This is a genomic window from Mesorhizobium prunaredense (genome assembly GCF_900156895.1).
Taxonomy (GTDB): Bacteria; Pseudomonadota; Alphaproteobacteria; order Rhizobiales; family Rhizobiaceae; genus Mesorhizobium; species Mesorhizobium prunaredense.
In genome coordinates this window covers 24,623-42,735 of record NZ_FTPD01000056.1, presented here as the reverse complement: position 1 = coordinate 42,735, position 18,113 = coordinate 24,623, and the positions used below count along the sequence as shown (strand labels likewise).

Below are 18,113 nucleotides of genomic sequence, written 5' to 3'. Positions count from 1 at the left end.
GAGGTAAATCTCCCCCCAAGTGGGGGAGATGTCCGGCAGGACAGAGGGGGGCGCCGTAGAGCGGCAACCTCAATAGTCCCGAAATCTTGCGGGAGGCACTGACGATGCCTCACGAAATGCCGGCCGGCGAACCAGCAAGGGAGGTAAAAAGATGATCGACCATCTTGGTATCACCGTTTCCGATTTCGACGTGTCGAAAGCTTTCTACGACAAGGCGATGGCGCCGCTCGGTGCCTCGCTGCTCTACATGGTGCCGCAGGAATACACCGGTGGCGCCAAGGTCGGCGGCTATGGCCGCGACCGGCCGGTGTTCTGGCTGCATCGAGGCGAGGACAAGCCGAAGGATCGCCAGCATGTCGCCTTCACCGCGCGCAGCCGCGCCGAAGTCGATGCCTTCCACGCCGCCGCCATCGCCGCCGGCGGCAAGGATAATGGTGGGCCGGGCCTTCGTCCGCACTATCACGCGAACTACTATGGCGCCTTTGTCTTCGACCCCGACGGCAACAATATCGAAGCCGTCTGCCATGCCGCGGAGTGAAGCGATGAGCCTGGATAACAGACCGGTCTATACAGGCGGTTGCCAGTGCGGCGCCGTGCGTTTCCGTGTCGAAGGCGCGCTGGGCGACGCCTCCGTCTGTCATTGCCGCATGTGCCAGAAAGCAAGCGGCAATTTCTACCTGCCGCTGGTGTCAGTGCGTGGCGCAAAACTCGACTGGACGCGCGGCGCGCCCAAACGCTTTCGTTCCTCCAACGCCGCGTGGCGCGGTTTTTGCGCCGATTGCGGCACGCCGCTGACTTTCGAGGCGCCCGACGGCATCGCACTCGCCATCGCGGCCTTCGACCATGCGGAGGAGATCGCGCCGACCGTCCAGTGGGGCACCGAAGCAAAACTCCCCTATGTCGATCACATCCACGAATTGCCTGGCGAGGACACGATGGCCGATATTTCGTCGTCCTCCTATCTCGCCGATCTCGTTTCTTACCAGCACCCCGACCACGACACCGAACAATGGCCGCCGGAGGAAAGATCATGACCGAAACCGTTCGAACCGGCGGCTGCCAGTGCGGCGCCGTGCGTTTCCGCATTCGTGGGGCGCTTGGACGTCCTTCCATCTGCCATTGCCGCATGTGCCAGAAACAGTTCGGTTCCTTCTTCGGCGCGCTGGTGACGGTGCCGAAGGACGGTGTCGAATGGGTGCGCGAGGAGCCGAGTTATTTCCAGTCGTCGGTCAACATCGATCGCGGCTTTTGCAGCCGCTGCGGCACGCCGTTGACCTACAGGCAGCCTGGCGGGCTCGAGATCGCCATCGGCGCATTTGACGATCGCTTCGACCTCGCACCGCAGATCCAGATCAACTACGCCGCCCGGCTGCCTTGGGTGGAGAAGATCTTCGACGCACCGGTCCATGACGATCCCGACTACTACACCCGACAGGAATCGATCATCTCCTTCCAGCATCCGGATCACGAGACGGCCAATTGGCCGCAGCAGGGCCTGAAATTATGAGCAATGACCTGCGCACCCTCTATCCGGAGATCGAGGCCTTCGACTCGGGCATGCTCGACGTCGGCGATGGCCATCAGATCTATTGGGAGCGTTCCGGCACGAGGGGCGCCAAGCCGGCCGTGTTCCTGCATGGCGGACCAGGCGGCACCATTTCGCCAAAGCACCGACGGCTGTTCGATCCGAAGCTTTACGACGTCATCCTGTTCGACCAGCGCGGCTGCGGAAAGTCGACGCCCAACGCCTCGCTCGAGGCCAACACCACCTGGCATCTGATCGCCGACATCGAGCGCCTGCGCGAGATGTGTGGCTTCGACAAATGGCTGGTGTTCGGCGGCTCGTGGGGCTCGACCCTGGCGCTGGCTTATGCCGAGACGCACCCCGAGCGGGTCAGCGAACTGGTCGTGCGTGGCATTTACACACTAACGCACGCGGAGCTCGAATGGTACTATCAGTTCGGCGTCTCGGAAATGTTTCCCGACAAATGGGAGCGCTTCCTGGCGCCGATCCCCGAGGCCGAGCGCGGCGACATGATGGCCGCCTATCGCGAGAGGCTGGTCGGCAGCGACCGCAAGGCACAGGTCGAGGCCGCCCGCGCCTGGAGCCTGTGGGAAGGCGAGACGATCACGCTGTTGCCCGATCCGGAAACCAGCAGCCGGTTTGGCGAAGACGATTACGCCGTGGCCTTCGCCCGCATCGAGAACCATTATTTTGTCCATGCTGGCTGGCTTGAGGAAGGGCAACTGCTGCGTGATGCCTTCAAGTTGAAGGACATCCCCGGCACCATCGTCCATGGCCGTTACGACATGCCGTGCCCGACGCGCTATGCCTGGGCGCTGCACAAGGCGTGGCCGAAGGCGGACTTCCACCTGGTCGAGGGCGCCGGGCATGCCTATTCGGAGCCGGGCATCCTCGACCGGCTGATCCGGGCGACGGATAAGTTTGCGGGGAAATGATCATGGGCCGCGAGCGCCTCTATCTCTTCGACACCACACTGCGCGATGGCCAGCAGACGCCGGGGATCGACTTTTCGGTCGAGGACAAGATCGCCATCGCCGGGCTGCTCGACGAGTTCGGCGTCGACTATATCGAAGGCGGCTATCCCGGTGCCAACCCGACCGACACCGCCTTCTTTGCCAAGCACCGCACGGCAACCGCCAAATTCGTCGCCTTCGGCATGACCAAGCGGGCAGGGGCGTCGGCTTCGAACGATCCAGGCCTTGCCGCATTGGTCCAGTCGAAGTCGGACGCCATCTGCTTTGTCGCCAAGAGCTGGGACTACCATGTCCGCGTCGCGCTGGGTTGCACCAACGAGGAAAACCTCGAGGCGATCAAGGCGTCAGTCGAAGCGGCGATTGCCTCGGCCAAGGAAGCATTGGTCGACTGCGAGCATTTCTTCGACGGCTTCAAGGCCAATCCCGATTATGCGCTGGCCTGTGCCAGGACCGCTTACGACGCCGGCGCGCGCTGGGTGGTGCTGTGCGACACCAATGGCGGCACGCAGCCGTCGGAAGTGCGCGCCATCGTCGAGAAGGTCATCGAGGCAGGCATACCGGGCGACCATCTCGGCATCCATGCCCATGACGACACCGGCCAGGCGGTGGCAAATTCGCTGGCCGCCGTCGAGGCCGGCGTGCGCCAGGTCCAGGGCACGCTGAACGGCATCGGCGAGCGCTGCGGCAACGCCAATCTGATTTCGATCGTGCCGACGCTGGCGCTGAAGCCGGCCTTTTCCAACCGCTTCGAGACAGGCATCTCGGCCGAAGCGTTGGCCGGCATATCGCGCCTTTCCCGCGCCTTCGACGAATTGCTGAACCGCGCGCCGGAAGCGCAGGCGCCCTATGTCGGTGCTTCCGCCTTCGCCACCAAGGCCGGCATCCATGCCTCGGCGCTGGCCAAGGAGCCGGCCACCTACGAGCATGTGCCGCCGGAAGCGGTCGGCAACCGCCGCCGGGTCATGGTCTCGGACCAGGGCGGCAGGGCCAATTTCCTCGCCGAGTTGAAACGGCGCGGCATCGAAATGCCGAAAGACGACCACCGCCTCGACGCGCTGATATCAGTGGTCAAGGAGCGCGAGGCCGAGGGCTATGCCTATGAAGGCGCCGACGCCAGCTTCGAGCTGCTGGCGCGCAAGATGCTGCACGGCCTGCCGGAATTCTTCAGCGTCACCTCGTTCCGCTGCATGGTCGAGCGCCGCTTCGACGCCAATGGCCAGTTGAAGACGGTCTCCGAGGCGATCGTCAAGGTGCTGGTCGACGGCGAGGAGAAGATGTCGGTGGCGGAGGGGCACGGTCCGGTCAACGCACTCGACATCGCGCTGCGCAAGGACCTCGGAAAATTCCAGAACGAGATCGCTGACCTCGAGCTTGCCGACTTCAAGGTGCGTATCCTCAATGGTGGCACCGAGGCGATCACCCGCGTGCTGATCGAATCGCACGATGCGACCGGCGCCCGCTGGTGGACGGTCGGCGTCTCAGAAAACATCATCGACGCTTCGTTCCAGGCGCTGATGGATTCGATCGTCTACAAGCTGATGAAGAACCGCGAGATGGCCGGGCTGGTCGCGGCGGAGTAGGATTGAACCATCAGCGAAAGTCCATTGATCCATCAGAACTTGCGATGGTCTTGGCCCGGTGGCTGGCGCATAGCGTTGGGCCATGGCCACGGACGCAATTCAGCTCGAAGCAGACTCAAAGGCCCGGCGTGGATTCCTGCTGGCGCTAGGCGCCTATCTCCTGTGGGGGTTGCTGCCCTTCTATATGAAGGCGGTCGCACATCTGCCGCTGGCCGAAGTCATCGCGCACCGCATCGTCTGGTCGGTGCCGATTGCGGCGGCCGTTTTGATTTGGGCCGGCCGCACGGCGGATTTCAAAGCGGCGTTGCGTTCGCCGCGCATCATTTCTATGGCGGCGCTGACGGCGGCGCTGATTTCGGTCAACTGGGGCATCTATGTCTGGGCCATCGCGGTCGACCGTACCATCGAGACCGCGCTTGGCTACTACATCAACCCGCTTGTCAGCGTCGTCGTCGGCGCGCTGCTGCTCAGCGAACGGCTCGACCGGCTGCAAATCGCGGCGGTGGTGCTGGCGGCCATCGCGGTCGCGGTGCTGACAATCGACGCCGGCAAGCTGCCCTGGGTGTCGCTGGTGCTGGCGTTTTCCTTCGCCGCCTACGCCTTCTTCCGCAAGACGCTGCCGATCGGTCCCAGCCAGGGTTTCTTGCTTGAAGTGCTTTTGCTGTCGGTGCCGGCGCTCGGCTACATCATCTTCCTCGTCGTCACCGGGCAGGACCATTTCGTCTCCAGTTCGCTGAACGATACCGCACTGCTGATCGGCTGCGGCCCGGTCACCGCCATACCGCTGCTGCTGTTTGGCTTCGGGGCCAAGCTGCTGCGTCTCTCCACCATCGGCATCATGCAGTATATCGCGCCGACCATTGTGTTCCTGATCGCCGTACTGATTTTCGGCGAACCCTTCGGCAGCACCCAGGCCATCGCCTTCGGCCTGATCTGGGCGGCGCTGGCGATCTATTCCTGGTCGATGTTCCGCGGCCGCGAGATCCGGCCGGCAATGCGCTAGAGCGAGGATTTTCGATGTACGTGCTGCACATAGCAAACAAGAATTATTCCTCGTGGTCGCTGCGGCCATGGGTGCTGATGCGGACATTGGGCGTCCCCTTCGAGGAGCGGCTGACACCGTTTCCGACCGGATCGAGTTGGAGCCTCTACCGGCCGTTCTCGCCCAGCGGCCTCGTACCGTGCCTGATTGACGACGGCTGGGCAGTTTGGGATTCGCTCGCCATCACCGAATATCTGGCCGAGCGCCACGCTGGCGTCTGGCCTGCCGAGGCGAAGGCGCGAGCCTGGGCGCGGTCGGCAGCGGCCGAAATGCATTCGAGCTTCACCGCCTTGCGCGGCTCTTGTCCGATGAACTGCGGTGTCCGCGTCGCGCCGGTGCCGATGTCGGATGCGCTGAAGCACGACCTCTTTCGTCTCGGCGATCTCTGGGACGATGGGCTTCGCCGCTTCGGCGGACCGTTCCTGGCTGGCGATCGCTTCACTGCCGTTGACGCCTTCTTTGCCCCGGTGGCGTTTAGGGTTCAGTCCTACGGACTGTCCTTCGAGCGGGCAGCTGCCACCTATCCGGCGCGATTGCTGGCTCTGCCGGCAATGCGCGAATGGTACGCGGCAGCCCTTGCAGAAGGGTGGCGCGAGCCAAACCATGAAGCGGAGGTGCGCGCTGCCGGCACTGTCATCGAGGATTTTCGCGCGACCTTGTAACGGTTGCCGCTACATCCCGCGCCCCAGCCGCCTGACGAACAGATAGACGACCGCCGCGACCGCGAGCGATATCGCCGACGCCACCCAAAAGCCCACAGGCGTGTCGACCAGCGGCAGCCCGCCGACATTCATGCCGAACAGGCCTGAGATGATCGTCATCGGCAACAGCACCGCGGTCATCACCGACAGCATGTAAAGCAACTGGTTCGACTGCGTGGTCAGCTTGGCCATCAGCTCGTCCTGCAAGAGCCGGGCGCGCGCCTGCAATTGCTCGCCGTCATGATGCAACGTATGGGCGCGGTGCGAAAGCCGTGCCGCCATGTCGTTGATCGCGTCCGGCAGGTCATTGCGATGCGAATGGTCGAGATGGCGGAACAGGCTGGTCAGCGTCGCCATCTGCCGATGGATCACCACCAGTTGCCGGCGCGCATCGACCAGCGCCTGCCGCTCATTATGCCATGCATCGCAGACGATGCGGTCCTCGATGCCATCGAGCGTGTCGCCAAGGTCAGCGAGTTCCGTCGTCATGCCGTCGAGCGACTGGCCCATGACAGCCTCGATCAGTTCGGCCGGAGAGCGGAACTTTCGCGATCCGTTGTCGATCGCCTTGCGGATTTTGTCGACCGATTGCAGCGGTTGCTTGCGGCCGCCGATCAGCATCGTGTCGTTGAAGGCGAAGCGGAAATGGCCAAGCCCGCGCGCCTCCGCCGAATAGTCGTGGCGCAGGTCCGGCAGATCGCCGTAGAGCCAGTCGCCCTCGAGGTCGATATGGCAGCCATGGCCGGCCGACAGGAAGGCATCGCGCACCGGCGGTGGCAAAGCCGGCTCGGTGGCGATCTCGTGGCGCGCGCGCATGTCGGAAAGCTGGTAGCTGCGCCAGGTCCAGTGTGTGGCGGTCGCGTCTTGGGTCCTCGCGCCTTCGACAGTGAAGCGATAGACGAAGAACAGCCCGTGCTCGTCTGGCAGGTAAGGCGACAGATCGCTGCCGTCTGGATTGAGAGGGATGGTCATGATCGCGTCGCCGGTTGGGAATAGGGGAATAGGGGAATAGGGGAATAGGAAAGAGATAGCGCTTCATGAGCGCGGCATTCACTTCCTACTCCCCTACTCCCCTACTCCCCTACTCCCCTATACCCTAAAGCTTGTCGATCACCGACTGCACGCCTTCGGTCGGTGCGTCGACCGACGATCCCGCGACCATGATGGCAGCGACGATCGCTTCCGGATCGTCGACCACCAGCGGCCTGACCCGCTGCGCAGTGTGGATGAAGCCTTCGGCCATCATATGGTCGAGCAGCGCCAGCATCGGGTCCCAGAATCCTCCAACGTTGCCGAAGACGATCGGCTTGCGATGATGGCCGAGCTGGCCCCAGGTCATGATCTCGATGATTTCCTCGACCGTGCCGATGCCGCCCGGAAGCGCCACAAACGCGTCGGATTTCTCGAACATCGTATGCTTGCGCTCGTGCATGTTTTCTGTGATGACGAGCTCGTCAAGCCGGTCAAGCGCGGTTTCGGTGGCCTCCCTGTTGATCAGGAAGCGTGGAATGATCCCCGTCACCTTGCCGCCGGCCCGCATTGCGCCTTCGGCAACGGCTCCCATGATGCCCCTGGTGCCGCCGCCATAGATCAGACGCAGGCCGGATTTGGCAATCGAACGCCCAAGCAGGTGTCCGGCCTTGGCATAGGTTACATCGCGGCCCGGAGACGAGCCGCAATAGACGCAGATGGATCGAATCGTGTTCATGAGATGATTGGTGATTGGGTCTTTATTCGCGGTCAAGCCCGGACGGGGTTTTTCTTGTCGGCCCACTTTTCTCGTCGACCCCTTTTTCTTGTCGGCTTGGGCAAAACAGGCTAGACCGGCATTAGGTGGCTAAGGGCAGGGAAATATGACAATTAATCCAGTAAAGGCGCTTTTGTTCGCCGTCGGCGGCTCCATCGCCGCGGCAGGGACCGCCTATGTGTCGGGCGCGCTCGACCCGTATCTCAATCGTGCGCCCCCGGCGGAAGTGGCATCGCCGACGCCGCCGGTGGAGAAGCCGGCCGAGCCGGCGACCGATGCACCGCCTCCGCCGGCGCCGGCCACAGCTGCGATGGCACCGGCAGCGCCGGCCACGGCCGATGCGATCGCGCCGACCTTCGATGTCGTTAGGGTCGAAATCAAGGGCTCTATCGTCGTCGCCGGCAATGCCGCACCCAACGCCAAGGTCGAGATTCTCAACGGTTCGACAGTTCTCGGCTCGACGGTCGCCGGTGCCGATGGCGCTTTTGCCATCGTTCTCGACGATCCGCTGAAACCCGGCGATTACACGATCGCGCTGCGCTCGATGACCGCCAATGTCGTGATCCCCTCGGCGCAGACGGCTATCGTCTCGATTCCCAAGAGTCCTGCTGGCCAGGTGCTGGCGATGATCGAGGAGCCGGGCAAGGCCTCCGAATTGCTCACCGTTCCTACAACCGAGACAAAGCCTGAATCGCCGCCTGCCGGCGACAACGCGGCCGCCCCGGCTGCCGAGGACTCCGCTGCCGGGGACCCCGCTGCCGCAACACCAGCCCCAGCCGCACCGGCTGCCACGGCGCCGGCCACTGTCGACGCCGTTCCCGCGCCCGCTCCGGGCGGGCCGGCCGCACCGGCGACACCAGTTGCAGGGTCAAAGGTCGTCGTCGAAGCGATCGAGATCGACGGCAACAAGATCTTCGTCGCCGGGCTCGCCGACCCCGGCCGCAAGGTGCGCGCCTATGCCAACGATATCTTGCTCGGCGACGCGAAGACTTCGCCCGACGGCCATTTCCTGGTCGAGGCGACGCGTAACATTCCGGTCGGCACCTATACGATCCACGTCGATGCGCTCGATGCCGACGGGGTCAAGGTGGTGGCCCGTGCCGCCGTGCCGTTCGAGCGCGAGCCGGGCGAGTCGATCGCCGCCGTGGCGCCTGCCGAGGCAAAGCCGGCCGCGCCGGCAACCACGCCTGCGGCGCCCGCGGCCGAGGCGCCAGCCGATGTGGCGGCTGCGACGCCGCCGACTGAAGTGCCCGAGACCGCGGCGCCGAAGCTCGAACACGCCGACAGCGCCGTTATCATCCGCCGCCACGATACGCTGTGGCGGATTTCGCGGCGCGTCTACGGCCAAGGCGTTCGCTACTCGACCATCTACCTCGCCAATCAGGATCAGATCAGGAATCCCGACCGCATCTGGCCGGGGCAGGTGTTCAAGGTCCCCGGAAAATCGCAGGAAGGCGAAGCCGCCAACCTCAAGGCGATGGGCGACCAGATGACGACGGCCCCGACAAAGGCCAACTAGAAATCCTTTTCTTCTCTAGCGGGCTCTTGCGGAAAGTTCATTCATCGTCTATCGCCGATAGACGATGAACGCTCCCTTGACCGAGAAGACCTGCGGCTTCGCCGACAGCCAGGCCGTCGCCGCGAAGCTCGCCGCGCTTTCGCATCCGGCCCGGATCGAAATTCTCCGGCACCTTTCGGCCAGCCGCTCCTGCTGCTGCCGCGAGGTCGTCGACCATCTCGACCTGGCGCAGTCCACCGTTTCGCAGCACCTAAAGATATTGGTCGATGCCGGGCTCGTCCGCTACGAGCCGGATCGGCAACGCTCCCGCTATGAAGTCGACAGCGATGCGCTCGAAGATGTTTCCCGATCGCTGGCCGCGCTGGTCAATTCGTGCTGCTCCGGCCGCTAGACCATCATCCCGAACCGAAGGACCGCGTCTGCGAAAAGTGGAAGCCGGTTTTCGGAAAAGATCATGGTCAAGCAATAAGAAATACGAAAAGGCGATAAAATGGCCGAAAAAACCGTCTCCGCCGATTCTGGCTCGACCTTCAAGACATTGCGCAATCTTTGGCCCTATATGTGGCCGGCCGACCGTGCCGACCTGCGGGCGCGGGTGATGTGGGCGACCGTGCTTCTGGTCGTCGCCAAGCTGACACTGGTTGCCGGTCCCTACTTCTTCAAATGGGCGACCGATGCGCTGGCTGGTGACGCCAAGTCGGCGCCGCCGCTGCCGGCCTTCCTGCTGGCGCCAGTCATGCTGGTCATCGCCTACAATGTCGTGCGGCTGGTGCAACTCGGTTTCAACCAACTGCGCGACGCGCTGTTTGCCCGCGTCGGACAATATGCGGTGCGCCAGCTCGCCTTCCGCACTTTCGTCCACATGCATCAATTGTCGCTGCGCTTCCATCTCGAGCGCCGCACCGGCGGCCTGTCGCGCATCATCGAGCGCGGCACCAAGGGCATCGAGACGATCGTCCGCTTCACCGTGCTCAACACCTTGCCGACCATCCTCGAATTCGCGCTGACAGCCGGCATCTTCGCGGTCACTTATGGCTGGAAGTACGTGGCTGTGGTGGCGGTGACGGTCTGGCTCTATATCTGGTTCACCATCAGGGCGAGCGACTGGCGCATCGTCATTCGCCGCGACATGAACGACAGCGACACCGATGCCAGCACCAAGGCGATCGACTCGCTGCTCAATTTCGAGACGGTCAAATATTTCAACAACGAGGGCATGGAAGCCGAGCGCTTCGACCGTTCGATGGCGCGCTACGAGACCGCCGCCACCAGGATATGGACCTCGCTCGGCTGGCTGAACTTCGGCCAGGGCGTCATCTTCGGTCTCGGCACGGTTATCGTCATGTGCCTTTCGGCGCTGGAGGTGCAGGCTGGCACGCAGACGGTTGGCGACTTCGTCTTCATCAACGCCATGCTGATCCAGCTTTCGGTGCCACTCAACTTCATCGGCTTCATCTATCGCGAAATCCGCCAGGGCCTGACCGACATCGAGCAGATGTTCGGTCTGCTCGATGTGCCGCAGGAGATCGTTGACAAGCCGGGTGCCAAGCCGCTGGTCGTCGGCTCCGGCAAGGTCGAGTTCCGCGACGTGCAGTTTTCCTACGATCCCAACCGCAAGATCCTGAAAGGCATCAGCTTCGAAGTGCCGGCCGGCAAGACGGTTGCCATTGTCGGGCCATCGGGCGCCGGCAAGTCGACCATTTCGCGGCTGCTGTTCCGCTTTTACGACATCCAGGGCGGCAAGATTCTGATCGACGGCCAGGACATTCGCGACGTGACCCAGCAGAGCTTGCGCGCGGCGATCGGCATGGTGCCGCAGGACACCGTGCTGTTCAACGACACCATCGCCTACAACATCCGCTACGGCCGCGTCGATGCCAGCGAGGAGGATGTGCGCAAGGCGGCAGAACTCGCCCAGATCGGGCCGTTCATCGAGCGGCTGCCCGACGGCTACCGTTCGATGGTCGGAGAGCGCGGACTGAAACTGTCCGGCGGCGAGAAGCAGCGCGTGGCGATCGCCCGCACCATTTTGAAGGCGCCGCCGATCCTGATGCTCGACGAGGCGACTTCGGCTCTCGACAGCCATACCGAACAGGAGATCCAGGCGGCGCTCGACCTCGTCAGTAAGGGCCGCACCACCATCGTCATCGCCCACCGGTTGTCGACGGTGATTTCGGCCGACGAGATCATCGTGCTGCAGGACGGCCAGATCGCCGAGCGCGGCACGCATGCCGCCTTGATGCGCAAGGCCGGCCTGTACGCGTCGATGTGGGACCGCCAGCGTGAGGCAACCGAGGCCGAGGAGCGGTTGCGCATTGCTCGCGAGCGCGACGAGTTCGGCGTCGTCGTCCGCCGCCGCCCCTCCGAGGTGTCGTAGCCCTTACGGCCAGCCAGCGCCCGGCGCGGAAGCCTCGATGCTGAGCACCTGGCCGGTGCGCGCCTCGCTGATCATGTGCTCGAAGCCGCGCCATTCGGCGGCGACGATGAACAGCGTCTTGCCGTCGGCGCCGCCGAGCATGCAGGCAAAGCAGCCGCGATCGGCATCGACGCTGTCGAGCATCGCCCCGCCCTCGCGCACCCGCACGCAGTGCCGGTTGGGGACGTCGGCATACCAGATGGCGCCTTCGGCATCGAGGCAGATGCCGTCGGGAAAGCCGTTGCCGAGGTCGGCCCATCGCCGCCGGTTGGCAAGGCTTCCATCGGCGGCGATGTCGAAGGCGGTCAGCCTGTTGGCGTGGGACTCGGCGACGATCAACGTCTTGTTGTCAGGCGACACCGCCATCCCATTGGCGAAGGCGATCTTGTCCGCCACCTGCCGCACCGACCCGTCCGGTGCAATCAGCACGATGGTGCCGGGGCCGAAATGCTGGCCGGGAACCGGCGCCGGCCCACCGCCATTGACGTAGATGTTGCCGCGCCCGTCGACGACGATCTCGTTCCAGGCGTTCCCTGAGAGGTGTCGCAGATCGGCATGGGTGACCAGCGTCCCGTCTGCTTCCTGCCGCAGCACCAACCCCTCACGCCCGCAGACGACGACCAGGCGACCGTCCGGCAGCCAGTCGACCGAATAGGGCAGGGTGGCCGGCAGGGTGAGCCTGATCTCACTGTTGCCGTCGGCATCGACAGCGATGATCTGGCCGGTTCCCCAGTTGCAGAACCAAAGCCTGCCATCATGCCAGCGCGGCGATTCGCCGAACGCCAGACCGTTCATCACGACCCGCGCTTCCTTTGCTGCTGATTTCTGTGACAGCATTTGTTGCCTCCAGCTTTCGTTCGGCGGGCGCTTTGACAACGCCCGTATCTCCAAGGACGCATGAGACCGGTTCGCCCCGACAACAGTCATGCTTTTTTGGACAGGCGCATTGGACCCCTTCCAAACGCCCGCGATCGACTAATGCGGACGAGAACGCCCCGATCCGGCGTTCCCTCATTGTCGCGTTGCGGCCACAGGGTGTTTCCGCTATTGAGGCCGGACCTGAAACTAGGCTGTTTCCATTCCATGGACCTCGTCGACACGATCAAGAAAACGTTCGTTCCGATCCATCGTGAAGGCTATCCGTTTATCGCCGCCTTCGCAGCGGTGACGCTTTTCCTCGGCTATTTCTCTTCGATCATGTTCTGGGTCTGCCTCATCCTGACGGCCTGGTGCGTCTATTTCTTCCGCGATCCCGAGCGCGTCACGCCGGTCGACGACCGGCTGGTGGTGAGCCCGGCCGACGGCATCATCACGGCGGTCGGTCCGGCAGTGCCACCGCGCGAACTTGGCCTCGGCGGCGGCGAGATGACCCGCATCTCGGTGTTCATGGACGTCTTCTCCTGCCACGTGAACCGGGCTCCGGTGCGCGGCCGCATCACAAGGATAGAGCATCGGCCTGGCCAGTTCCTCAACGCCGCACTTGACAAGGCGAGTGCCGACAACGAGCGCAATGGCCTGGTCATCGACAGCCCCAACGGCACGGTGGCCGCGGTGCAGATCGCCGGTCTGGTGGCGCGGCGCATCGTCTGCTGGGCCGAGACCGGCGGCACGATCGGCATCGGCGAGCGCTTCGGGCTGATCCGCTTCGGCTCGCGCGTCGATGTGTTTTTGCCGTCGACCGCAACGCCGCGTGTCGCCGTCGGCCAGACCGCGGTCGGCGGTGAAACCATACTGGCCGAATTCGGCGGCGTTGCCGCAACGCCGCTCGTGCGGGTGTCCTGAGCCGTGGGCGCGCCGTTCAAAAAATTCGAGGCGCATGGCAGCGGCGGCCCGCGCATCCGTGAAATTCCGATGCGCATGGTGCTGCCCAATCTGGTCACAGTGCTCGCCATCTGCGCCGGCCTCTCGGGCATCCGCTTCGGCTTCGAAGGCCGTTTCGAGCCGGCAGTGGTGATGGTGCTGCTGGCCGCCTTCCTCGACGGCATAGATGGCCGCCTGGCACGCATGCTGAAGGCGACGTCCAAATTCGGCGCGCAGATGGATTCGCTGGCCGACATCGTCAATTTCGGCGTAGCACCCGCGCTCGTGCTCTATGCCTTCCTGCTCGACCAGGCCGGCTCGCCGGGCTGGATTGCCGCGCTCCTGTTCACCATCGCCTGCGGGCTGAGACTCGCTCGCTACAACGTGCTCGACGAAGAAACTGATCGCCCGCTGTGGCAGACCGAGTATTTCGTCGGCGTGCCGGCGCCGGCGGGCGCCGTGCTGGTGATGCTGCCGCTTTACCTGTACTTCCTGCGGCTTGGCGTGGAGCCGTCCCGCCCTGCCGCCTTCATCGCCGCCGGTTTCACCGTTCTGATAGCCTTCCTGCTGGTCAGCCGGCTGCCGGTCTATTCCGGAAAAAGCCTGAAAGTCCCGGGCGACAAGGTGCTGCCGATCATCCTCGGCGTCGTCCTCTACATCCTGCTGTTGATGACCTATCCCTGGTACACGCTGACGGCGTCGGTTGCCGGCTATCTGCTCTTCCTGCCGCTCAGCATCCGCGCCTATTCCAGGCGCGCCAAGCGCGAAGGCGAGAAGGTGCCGCCTTCGGACTTCGGCTGACAGACCTGTCGCCTATTCCCTGATGGTCATCCCGAGCATTTTGCAGCCAAGTGCAATCACTTGGCGTCGCAGAAATGCGGCTAAACGAATAGATAGAGCGCGATGCCCAGTTCAATTGGTTCAATTCGGACGCATCCCGCTCTAGCGGGAACCTGCCGGCGTCTTGACCGTTCTGTCTCAGCGGGCGAGGCGAACGCCTCGCTATCAGCCTTGAAGCTGCTGTCCAAGGCGCAGGAGCTTAAAGGAGAGTGAGGAGAAATGGCTGTCGTCCTCATTGGCGCGTTGCTCATTGTCGCTGGCGTTGTCTATATGGCCGGCGCAGCCCTTTGGCGTGGGCGGCTCAGCGATCCGGCGCCTGCTCGCGCGGCGCCGGATCGCTCGACGCCAAACCTCGCAACACCAGGCCCGACACTTGAGCCGCGGCGGCGCGGCGTCGGTTTCCTTGGCCTGTCGCAGAACTGGCCGGGCCTGCTGATGATGGCGGTCGGGTTCATCCTGCTGTTGTCGGTGGTGGTCCTCTAATGCAATGCATGTCGCCCAAAAGCATGCCCTCGGGCCCTGACCCGAGGGTGCGCAGCGCTTTTTGGGACAACGACATGCATTCAAGCAAGAACTTAAAGCGCGTCGCATGAATCCCTCCAGACGCGACGCGCTTTAGGCGCTAGGCCGCCGCGCTGAGCCCCAGACGCTCAATCGCCAGTTTGCGGGTCGAGACGTAGTCGGTCTTGCCAGAGCCCAGCACTGGGATTTCCTCGACCTTGATGATGTCGTTCGGCACCATCAGATCGGCGGCGCCGGCTTGTCTGCCGAATTTGCGCAATTCATCGGGGTCGGCGTCATCGGCGGTGGTGACCAGCACGATACGCTCGCCGCGGCGCTTGTCCGGCACCGCCACCACAGCGTGGTGCTCTTCCGGCCACAGCGACTGCACCAGCATCTCGACCGCGCCCAGCGACACCATTTCGCCGGCGATCTTGGCGAAGCGCTTGGCCCGGCCGCGAATGGTAATGAAGCCCTCGCGGTCGACCGAAACGATGTCGCCGCTATCGTGCCAGCCGTCGAGCGGTTGCAATTCGCCGGGCCGATCTGATGTCATGTAGCCCATCATCAAATTCGGCCCGTCGAGCCACAACCGTCCAGCGCCGCTAATGCCCTCGACCGGCTCGAGCTTCATGCGCATGGCCGGCAACAGCCGCCCGACCGTGCCGTCGCGGCCGTGGATGGCGGTATTGACGGCAACGACGGGTGACGCCTCGGTCAACCCGAAACCCTCAATGATCTCGGCCTGAAAACGCTCCCGGTAGACGCGGCGCGTCTCCGGTTTCACCGCCTCGGCGCCGGCGACGATGAAGCGCAGGCTGGAGAAATCGCCGTCCTTGGCGGTGCGCGCATAATTGGCGAGGAACGTGTCGGTGCCGAACATGACCGTTGGCCTTGCCTTGCGTGCGACCTCGGGGATCAGCTTGTAGTGCAGCGGCGAGGGGTAGAGGAACAGTTTCACGCCGGTGACCAGTGGCAGGATGGTGCCGCCGGTGAGCCCGAACGAGTGGAACACCGGCAGCACGTTGAGCAGGATGTCGGCCGGCGAGATGGTGATGCGGGCCTCGGCCTGCATGGCGTTGACGAGAAGATTTCTGTGCGACAGGACCACCGCCTTCGGCGTGCCTTCCGAGCCAGAGGTGAACAGGATCACTGCTGGTTTGGCCGCATTCTGCGGCTGCAGCGGCCAGCGCCACAGCAAGGCGGCAGCGAGCTTGTCCAGCACGGTTACGCTGGCCCGCACATCCTCCAGCCATAACAGCTTGGCGCCGCCCTCTTCCACCGCCGCGACGATGTCAGCGAGGTTGGCCTTGTCGATAAAGGCTCGCGACGAAACCACGGTGCGGATCTCGGCCGTGCGCACGGCGGCGGTGACGTTGGCCGGGCCTGCGGTGTAGTTGATCATCGCCGCCACCCGGCTCGCCGACAACAGGCCAACGAGCGACAGCACGACACCGTTAGCATTGGGCAGCAGCACTCCAACCGCTTCATCCGGCGCCGTCACCGCCTCGAAGCGGCGGCCCAGCACCCGCGCGCCGATGAACAGCTTTCTGTAGTTCAGCGTGCCGCTGACCACGTCTTCGACGATAGGATGCGAGGCGCCGACACGGTCGGCGGCGTCGCGTATGGCGAGGAACAGGCCGCGATTAAGATCGCTGCCGAAAAGCCGGGCTTCGGCGACACGGTCGAACAGCGCATTGGTGTTCGATGACTGATCAGGATTTCGCGCTACCAGCTCGGCGATGGTCATTGGCTCCAGCACGCTGATCGACAGAAGGGGAAACCAGCGCCGCGGCGCCTTGTCCGCCGGCGTCAGCGATACCGGCAGCGTGCGCGCGCCGGCGACGAAGATCGGCACGATGCGGGCATCGGCCTGCATGGCGATGCGGGTGACGGCGCGAAACAGGCGAAATGTCTTGATATCAGGCTCGACCGCATCCGGCAGATAGACGGCAAGGCGGCCCTTGCCCTTCAGCACCCGCACCAGCCGGCGGCTGACGAAGACATGCTCGGCGTTGAAAGCGATGGTGCGGCCAAGCTCGCGCCATGGTTCGAGCCAGGGCGACCTGGCAGAGGCCTGGTCGAGAATGTGCAGCGTGTCTTCCGGCAGCAGCGACAGCATCAGCGCCGGTTCGAGGCGCGACTGGTGCGAAATGACGTAGATGACCGGGGCGGCTGTGTTGCGGGCGATCTTGATGCGGCCGTCGGCAATCCGGTAGGCGAGCTTGAACGGCACATAGAGCAGCGCCTGCGTGAAGCGCAGGCCGAGGCGGAATTTTTCCACCACGCCGATCAGCAGCCAGGCCGCGACGAGACCCGCAAGCAGCGCCAGTGTCAGGATCATGCCGCGTCTCTCCCAACAGATTTTAACCTCGCGGCTCTTCGTGACCGCTTCGATGAGAACCTAGACGAAGTGGGCTCAACGTCAATGCGGAGGTGCGGTACCTTCGCCTTCCTGGCCCTGGCCGGCCATGAAAAAGTGCGGTGCCGATCTTTCCTTGTGGCAGAGAAAGCGCCTGCGGCATGAGCCTGGATGGATGGGGGCGGCTCACGCCGCCTTCAATCTCCCGCTGATGAAGCGGAATTCCTGTGTCTTGCCACCAATGCTCGACCCCGACCTCCTCAAAACCTTTCTCGCCTTCGTCGACAGCGGCTCGCTGGCGCAGGCGGCGTCATTTGTCGGGCGCTCGGCGTCGGCGGTGACCACACAGATGCAGCGGCTTGAGGATATTGTCGGAGAACCACTTCTGGTGCCGCAGGGAAGAGGGCGCGTCCTGACGCCGGCGGGCGAAGATCTGGCCGGTCATGCGCGGCGCATCCTTGCTGTGCATCGCGAAGCGTGGCTGGCCCTCAAGGGCGTGCGAGCCGATGGCCGCGTGGCCATCGGCACGACACAAGATTTCGCCGATAGCGGCCTCCCGGAGCTGCTCAGGGCCTTTGCCGCGAGCTATCCGCGCGTCAGGATCGAACTGCGCGTCGGCCGCTCCGCCGAATTGGCCGAGGCACTGCAAACCGGCATCCTCGATCTGATGGTCGCCATGCGACAGGCTCCGGCGCCGGACGAGATCGGCGTGCTCCGCGAACCGATGATGTGGCTCTGTTCGCAAAGAGGCTTGGCCACACGCCAGGACGAACTGCCGCTGGCGTTGCTCGATCCGCATTGCGGCTTTCGCGAAGCGGCGATCGCGGCACTCGACAGGGCAGGCCGCCGCTACCGCATCGCCGCCGGCAGCGCCAGTCTGGCCGGGCTGCGCACGGCGGTGAATGCCGGCATCGCTCTGACGCTGCGGACGGCGCGCTTTGCCCATTCCGGCATCGTCGAGGCACCGCGCGACCTTGGGCTGCCGCCGGTTCCCACCGCCGAGTTCGCCATCCGGCTGCGCCAGGACGCCGAGCCCCCGGCCCAGGATCTGGCTGCGCTGTTCAGCGGCAACCTTGCCTTGGCAGGCGCACCAAGCTGATTTCGCA

18 protein-coding genes are annotated in these 18,113 nt (G+C 64.1%); 14 read left to right on the top strand and 4 right to left on the bottom strand.

The genetic code is table 11. The features are described 5' to 3' along the window. Window positions 1-151 precede the first annotated feature (151 nt). The 7 genes from BQ8794_RS27730 (at window position 152) to BQ8794_RS27700 (ending at window position 5,783) form a co-directional block, all read left to right on the top strand. A complete protein-coding gene (locus BQ8794_RS27730; RefSeq protein ID WP_077381788.1) occupies window positions 152-538 on the top strand; it encodes a VOC family protein in 387 nt (128 codons plus the stop codon). 4 nt (window positions 539-542) lie between these two features. Further along, window positions 543-1,034 (top strand): GFA family protein, encoded by a 492-nt coding sequence (locus tag BQ8794_RS27725; RefSeq protein WP_077381787.1) that lies wholly within the window; start codon window positions 543-545, stop codon window positions 1,032-1,034. Continuing rightward, entirely contained in the window at window positions 1,031-1,507 is a 477-nt protein-coding gene (locus BQ8794_RS27720) for a GFA family protein (RefSeq protein ID WP_077382225.1), read from the top strand. Before BQ8794_RS27725 ends, BQ8794_RS27720 begins: the two co-directional genes overlap by 4 nt. Continuing rightward, a complete protein-coding gene (gene pip / locus BQ8794_RS27715; protein ID WP_077381786.1) occupies window positions 1,504-2,460 on the top strand; it encodes a prolyl aminopeptidase in 957 nt (318 codons plus the stop codon). The genes BQ8794_RS27720 and pip overlap by 4 nt, the downstream gene beginning before the upstream one ends. Before the next feature lie 2 nt (window positions 2,461-2,462). Continuing rightward, entirely contained in the window at window positions 2,463-4,079 is a 1,617-nt protein-coding gene (gene cimA, locus BQ8794_RS27710; protein ID WP_077382224.1) for a citramalate synthase, read from the top strand. Window positions 4,080-4,161: 82 nt separating this feature from the next. Then, on the top strand, window positions 4,162-5,082 hold the full coding sequence (rarD, locus tag BQ8794_RS27705; protein WP_077381785.1) for an EamA family transporter RarD: 921 nt from the start codon (window positions 4,162-4,164) through the stop codon (window positions 5,080-5,082). 14 nt (window positions 5,083-5,096) lie between these two features. Next, window positions 5,097-5,783: a glutathione S-transferase family protein gene (locus BQ8794_RS27700; protein ID WP_077381784.1), complete on the top strand. Its 687-nt coding sequence runs from the start codon at window positions 5,097-5,099 to the stop codon at window positions 5,781-5,783. Between the two features lie 9 nt (window positions 5,784-5,792). Here the strand turns inward: BQ8794_RS27700 and BQ8794_RS27695 are convergent, their stop codons facing one another. Both BQ8794_RS27695 and BQ8794_RS27690 read right to left on the bottom strand, forming a co-directional pair. Continuing rightward, window positions 5,793-6,794, bottom strand: coding sequence for a transporter (locus tag BQ8794_RS27695; RefSeq protein WP_077381783.1), 1,002 nt, complete (start codon window positions 6,792-6,794; stop codon window positions 5,793-5,795). Window positions 6,795-6,918: 124 nt separating this feature from the next. Next, entirely contained in the window at window positions 6,919-7,530 is a 612-nt protein-coding gene (locus BQ8794_RS27690) for an LOG family protein (RefSeq protein WP_027152697.1), read from the bottom strand. Between the two features lie 145 nt (window positions 7,531-7,675). Here BQ8794_RS27690 and BQ8794_RS27685 point away from each other — a divergent pair, with 145 nt between their 5' ends. From BQ8794_RS27685 to BQ8794_RS27675, 3 genes are all read left to right on the top strand, one after another. Further along, window positions 7,676-9,088 (top strand): LysM peptidoglycan-binding domain-containing protein, encoded by a 1,413-nt coding sequence (locus BQ8794_RS27685; protein WP_077381782.1) that lies wholly within the window; start codon window positions 7,676-7,678, stop codon window positions 9,086-9,088. A 64-nt stretch (window positions 9,089-9,152) separates the two neighbouring features. Further along, window positions 9,153-9,479 (top strand): ArsR/SmtB family transcription factor, encoded by a 327-nt coding sequence (locus BQ8794_RS27680; RefSeq protein WP_077381781.1) that lies wholly within the window; start codon window positions 9,153-9,155, stop codon window positions 9,477-9,479. A gap of 99 nt (window positions 9,480-9,578) precedes the next feature. Then, window positions 9,579-11,465, top strand: coding sequence for an ABCB family ABC transporter ATP-binding protein/permease (locus BQ8794_RS27675; protein WP_077381780.1), 1,887 nt, complete (start codon window positions 9,579-9,581; stop codon window positions 11,463-11,465). 3 nt (window positions 11,466-11,468) lie between these two features. Here BQ8794_RS27675 and BQ8794_RS27670 read toward each other — a convergent pair whose 3' ends face one another. Beyond that, window positions 11,469-12,341 (bottom strand): SMP-30/gluconolactonase/LRE family protein, encoded by an 873-nt coding sequence (locus tag BQ8794_RS27670; protein WP_077381779.1) that lies wholly within the window; start codon window positions 12,339-12,341, stop codon window positions 11,469-11,471. Window positions 12,342-12,587: 246 nt separating this feature from the next. Between BQ8794_RS27670 and BQ8794_RS27665 the strand changes: the two genes are divergently transcribed. From BQ8794_RS27665 to BQ8794_RS27655, 3 genes are all read left to right on the top strand, one after another. Next, window positions 12,588-13,286, top strand: coding sequence for a phosphatidylserine decarboxylase (locus BQ8794_RS27665; RefSeq protein ID WP_077381778.1), 699 nt, complete (start codon window positions 12,588-12,590; stop codon window positions 13,284-13,286). Between the two features lie 3 nt (window positions 13,287-13,289). Next, entirely contained in the window at window positions 13,290-14,105 is an 816-nt protein-coding gene (locus BQ8794_RS27660; RefSeq protein WP_077381777.1) for a CDP-alcohol phosphatidyltransferase family protein, read from the top strand. Window positions 14,106-14,363: 258 nt separating this feature from the next. Next, window positions 14,364-14,627, top strand: a complete 264-nt coding sequence (locus BQ8794_RS27655) for a hypothetical protein (RefSeq protein WP_077381776.1) — start codon at window positions 14,364-14,366, stop codon at window positions 14,625-14,627. A gap of 139 nt (window positions 14,628-14,766) precedes the next feature. On the opposite strand, the gene BQ8794_RS27650 is transcribed toward BQ8794_RS27655, so the two are convergent. Next, window positions 14,767-16,989, bottom strand: coding sequence for an AMP-binding protein (locus BQ8794_RS27650; protein ID WP_077381775.1), 2,223 nt, complete (start codon window positions 16,987-16,989; stop codon window positions 14,767-14,769). A 259-nt stretch (window positions 16,990-17,248) separates the two neighbouring features. On the opposite strand from BQ8794_RS27650, the gene BQ8794_RS27645 reads away from it, so the two are divergent. Next, window positions 17,249-18,106, top strand: a complete 858-nt coding sequence (locus BQ8794_RS27645; protein ID WP_077381774.1) for a LysR substrate-binding domain-containing protein — start codon at window positions 17,249-17,251, stop codon at window positions 18,104-18,106. The last annotated feature ends 7 nt before the right edge of the window (window positions 18,107-18,113 follow it).

What these genes read in the sequence shown, in the direction of transcription:
- BQ8794_RS27685 (WP_077381782.1), top strand. Translation starts at nt 7,676, where the DNA reads ATGACAATTAATCCAGTAAAGGCGCTTTTGTTCGCCGTCGGCGGCTCC.
- BQ8794_RS27650 (WP_077381775.1), bottom strand. Translation starts at nt 16,989, where the DNA reads ATGATCCTGACACTGGCGCTGCTTGCGGGTCTCGTCGCGGCCTGGCTG.
- pip (WP_077381786.1), top strand. Translation starts at nt 1,504, where the DNA reads ATGAGCAATGACCTGCGCACCCTCTATCCGGAGATCGAGGCCTTCGAC.
- BQ8794_RS27680 (WP_077381781.1), top strand. Translation starts at nt 9,153, where the DNA reads ATGAACGCTCCCTTGACCGAGAAGACCTGCGGCTTCGCCGACAGCCAG.
- BQ8794_RS27665 (WP_077381778.1), top strand. Translation starts at nt 12,588, where the DNA reads ATGGACCTCGTCGACACGATCAAGAAAACGTTCGTTCCGATCCATCGT.
- BQ8794_RS27720 (WP_077382225.1), top strand. Translation starts at nt 1,031, where the DNA reads ATGACCGAAACCGTTCGAACCGGCGGCTGCCAGTGCGGCGCCGTGCGT.
- BQ8794_RS27670 (WP_077381779.1), bottom strand. Translation starts at nt 12,341, where the DNA reads ATGCTGTCACAGAAATCAGCAGCAAAGGAAGCGCGGGTCGTGATGAAC.
- BQ8794_RS27675 (WP_077381780.1), top strand. Translation starts at nt 9,579, where the DNA reads ATGGCCGAAAAAACCGTCTCCGCCGATTCTGGCTCGACCTTCAAGACA.
- rarD (WP_077381785.1), top strand. Translation starts at nt 4,162, where the DNA reads ATGGCCACGGACGCAATTCAGCTCGAAGCAGACTCAAAGGCCCGGCGT.
- BQ8794_RS27695 (WP_077381783.1), bottom strand. Translation starts at nt 6,794, where the DNA reads ATGACCATCCCTCTCAATCCAGACGGCAGCGATCTGTCGCCTTACCTG.
- BQ8794_RS27645 (WP_077381774.1), top strand. Translation starts at nt 17,249, where the DNA reads ATGCTCGACCCCGACCTCCTCAAAACCTTTCTCGCCTTCGTCGACAGC.
- BQ8794_RS27690 (WP_027152697.1), bottom strand. Translation starts at nt 7,530, where the DNA reads ATGAACACGATTCGATCCATCTGCGTCTATTGCGGCTCGTCTCCGGGC.
- BQ8794_RS27700 (WP_077381784.1), top strand. Translation starts at nt 5,097, where the DNA reads ATGTACGTGCTGCACATAGCAAACAAGAATTATTCCTCGTGGTCGCTG.
- BQ8794_RS27655 (WP_077381776.1), top strand. Translation starts at nt 14,364, where the DNA reads ATGGCTGTCGTCCTCATTGGCGCGTTGCTCATTGTCGCTGGCGTTGTC.
- cimA (WP_077382224.1), top strand. Translation starts at nt 2,463, where the DNA reads ATGGGCCGCGAGCGCCTCTATCTCTTCGACACCACACTGCGCGATGGC.
- BQ8794_RS27725 (WP_077381787.1), top strand. Translation starts at nt 543, where the DNA reads ATGAGCCTGGATAACAGACCGGTCTATACAGGCGGTTGCCAGTGCGGC.
- BQ8794_RS27730 (WP_077381788.1), top strand. Translation starts at nt 152, where the DNA reads ATGATCGACCATCTTGGTATCACCGTTTCCGATTTCGACGTGTCGAAA.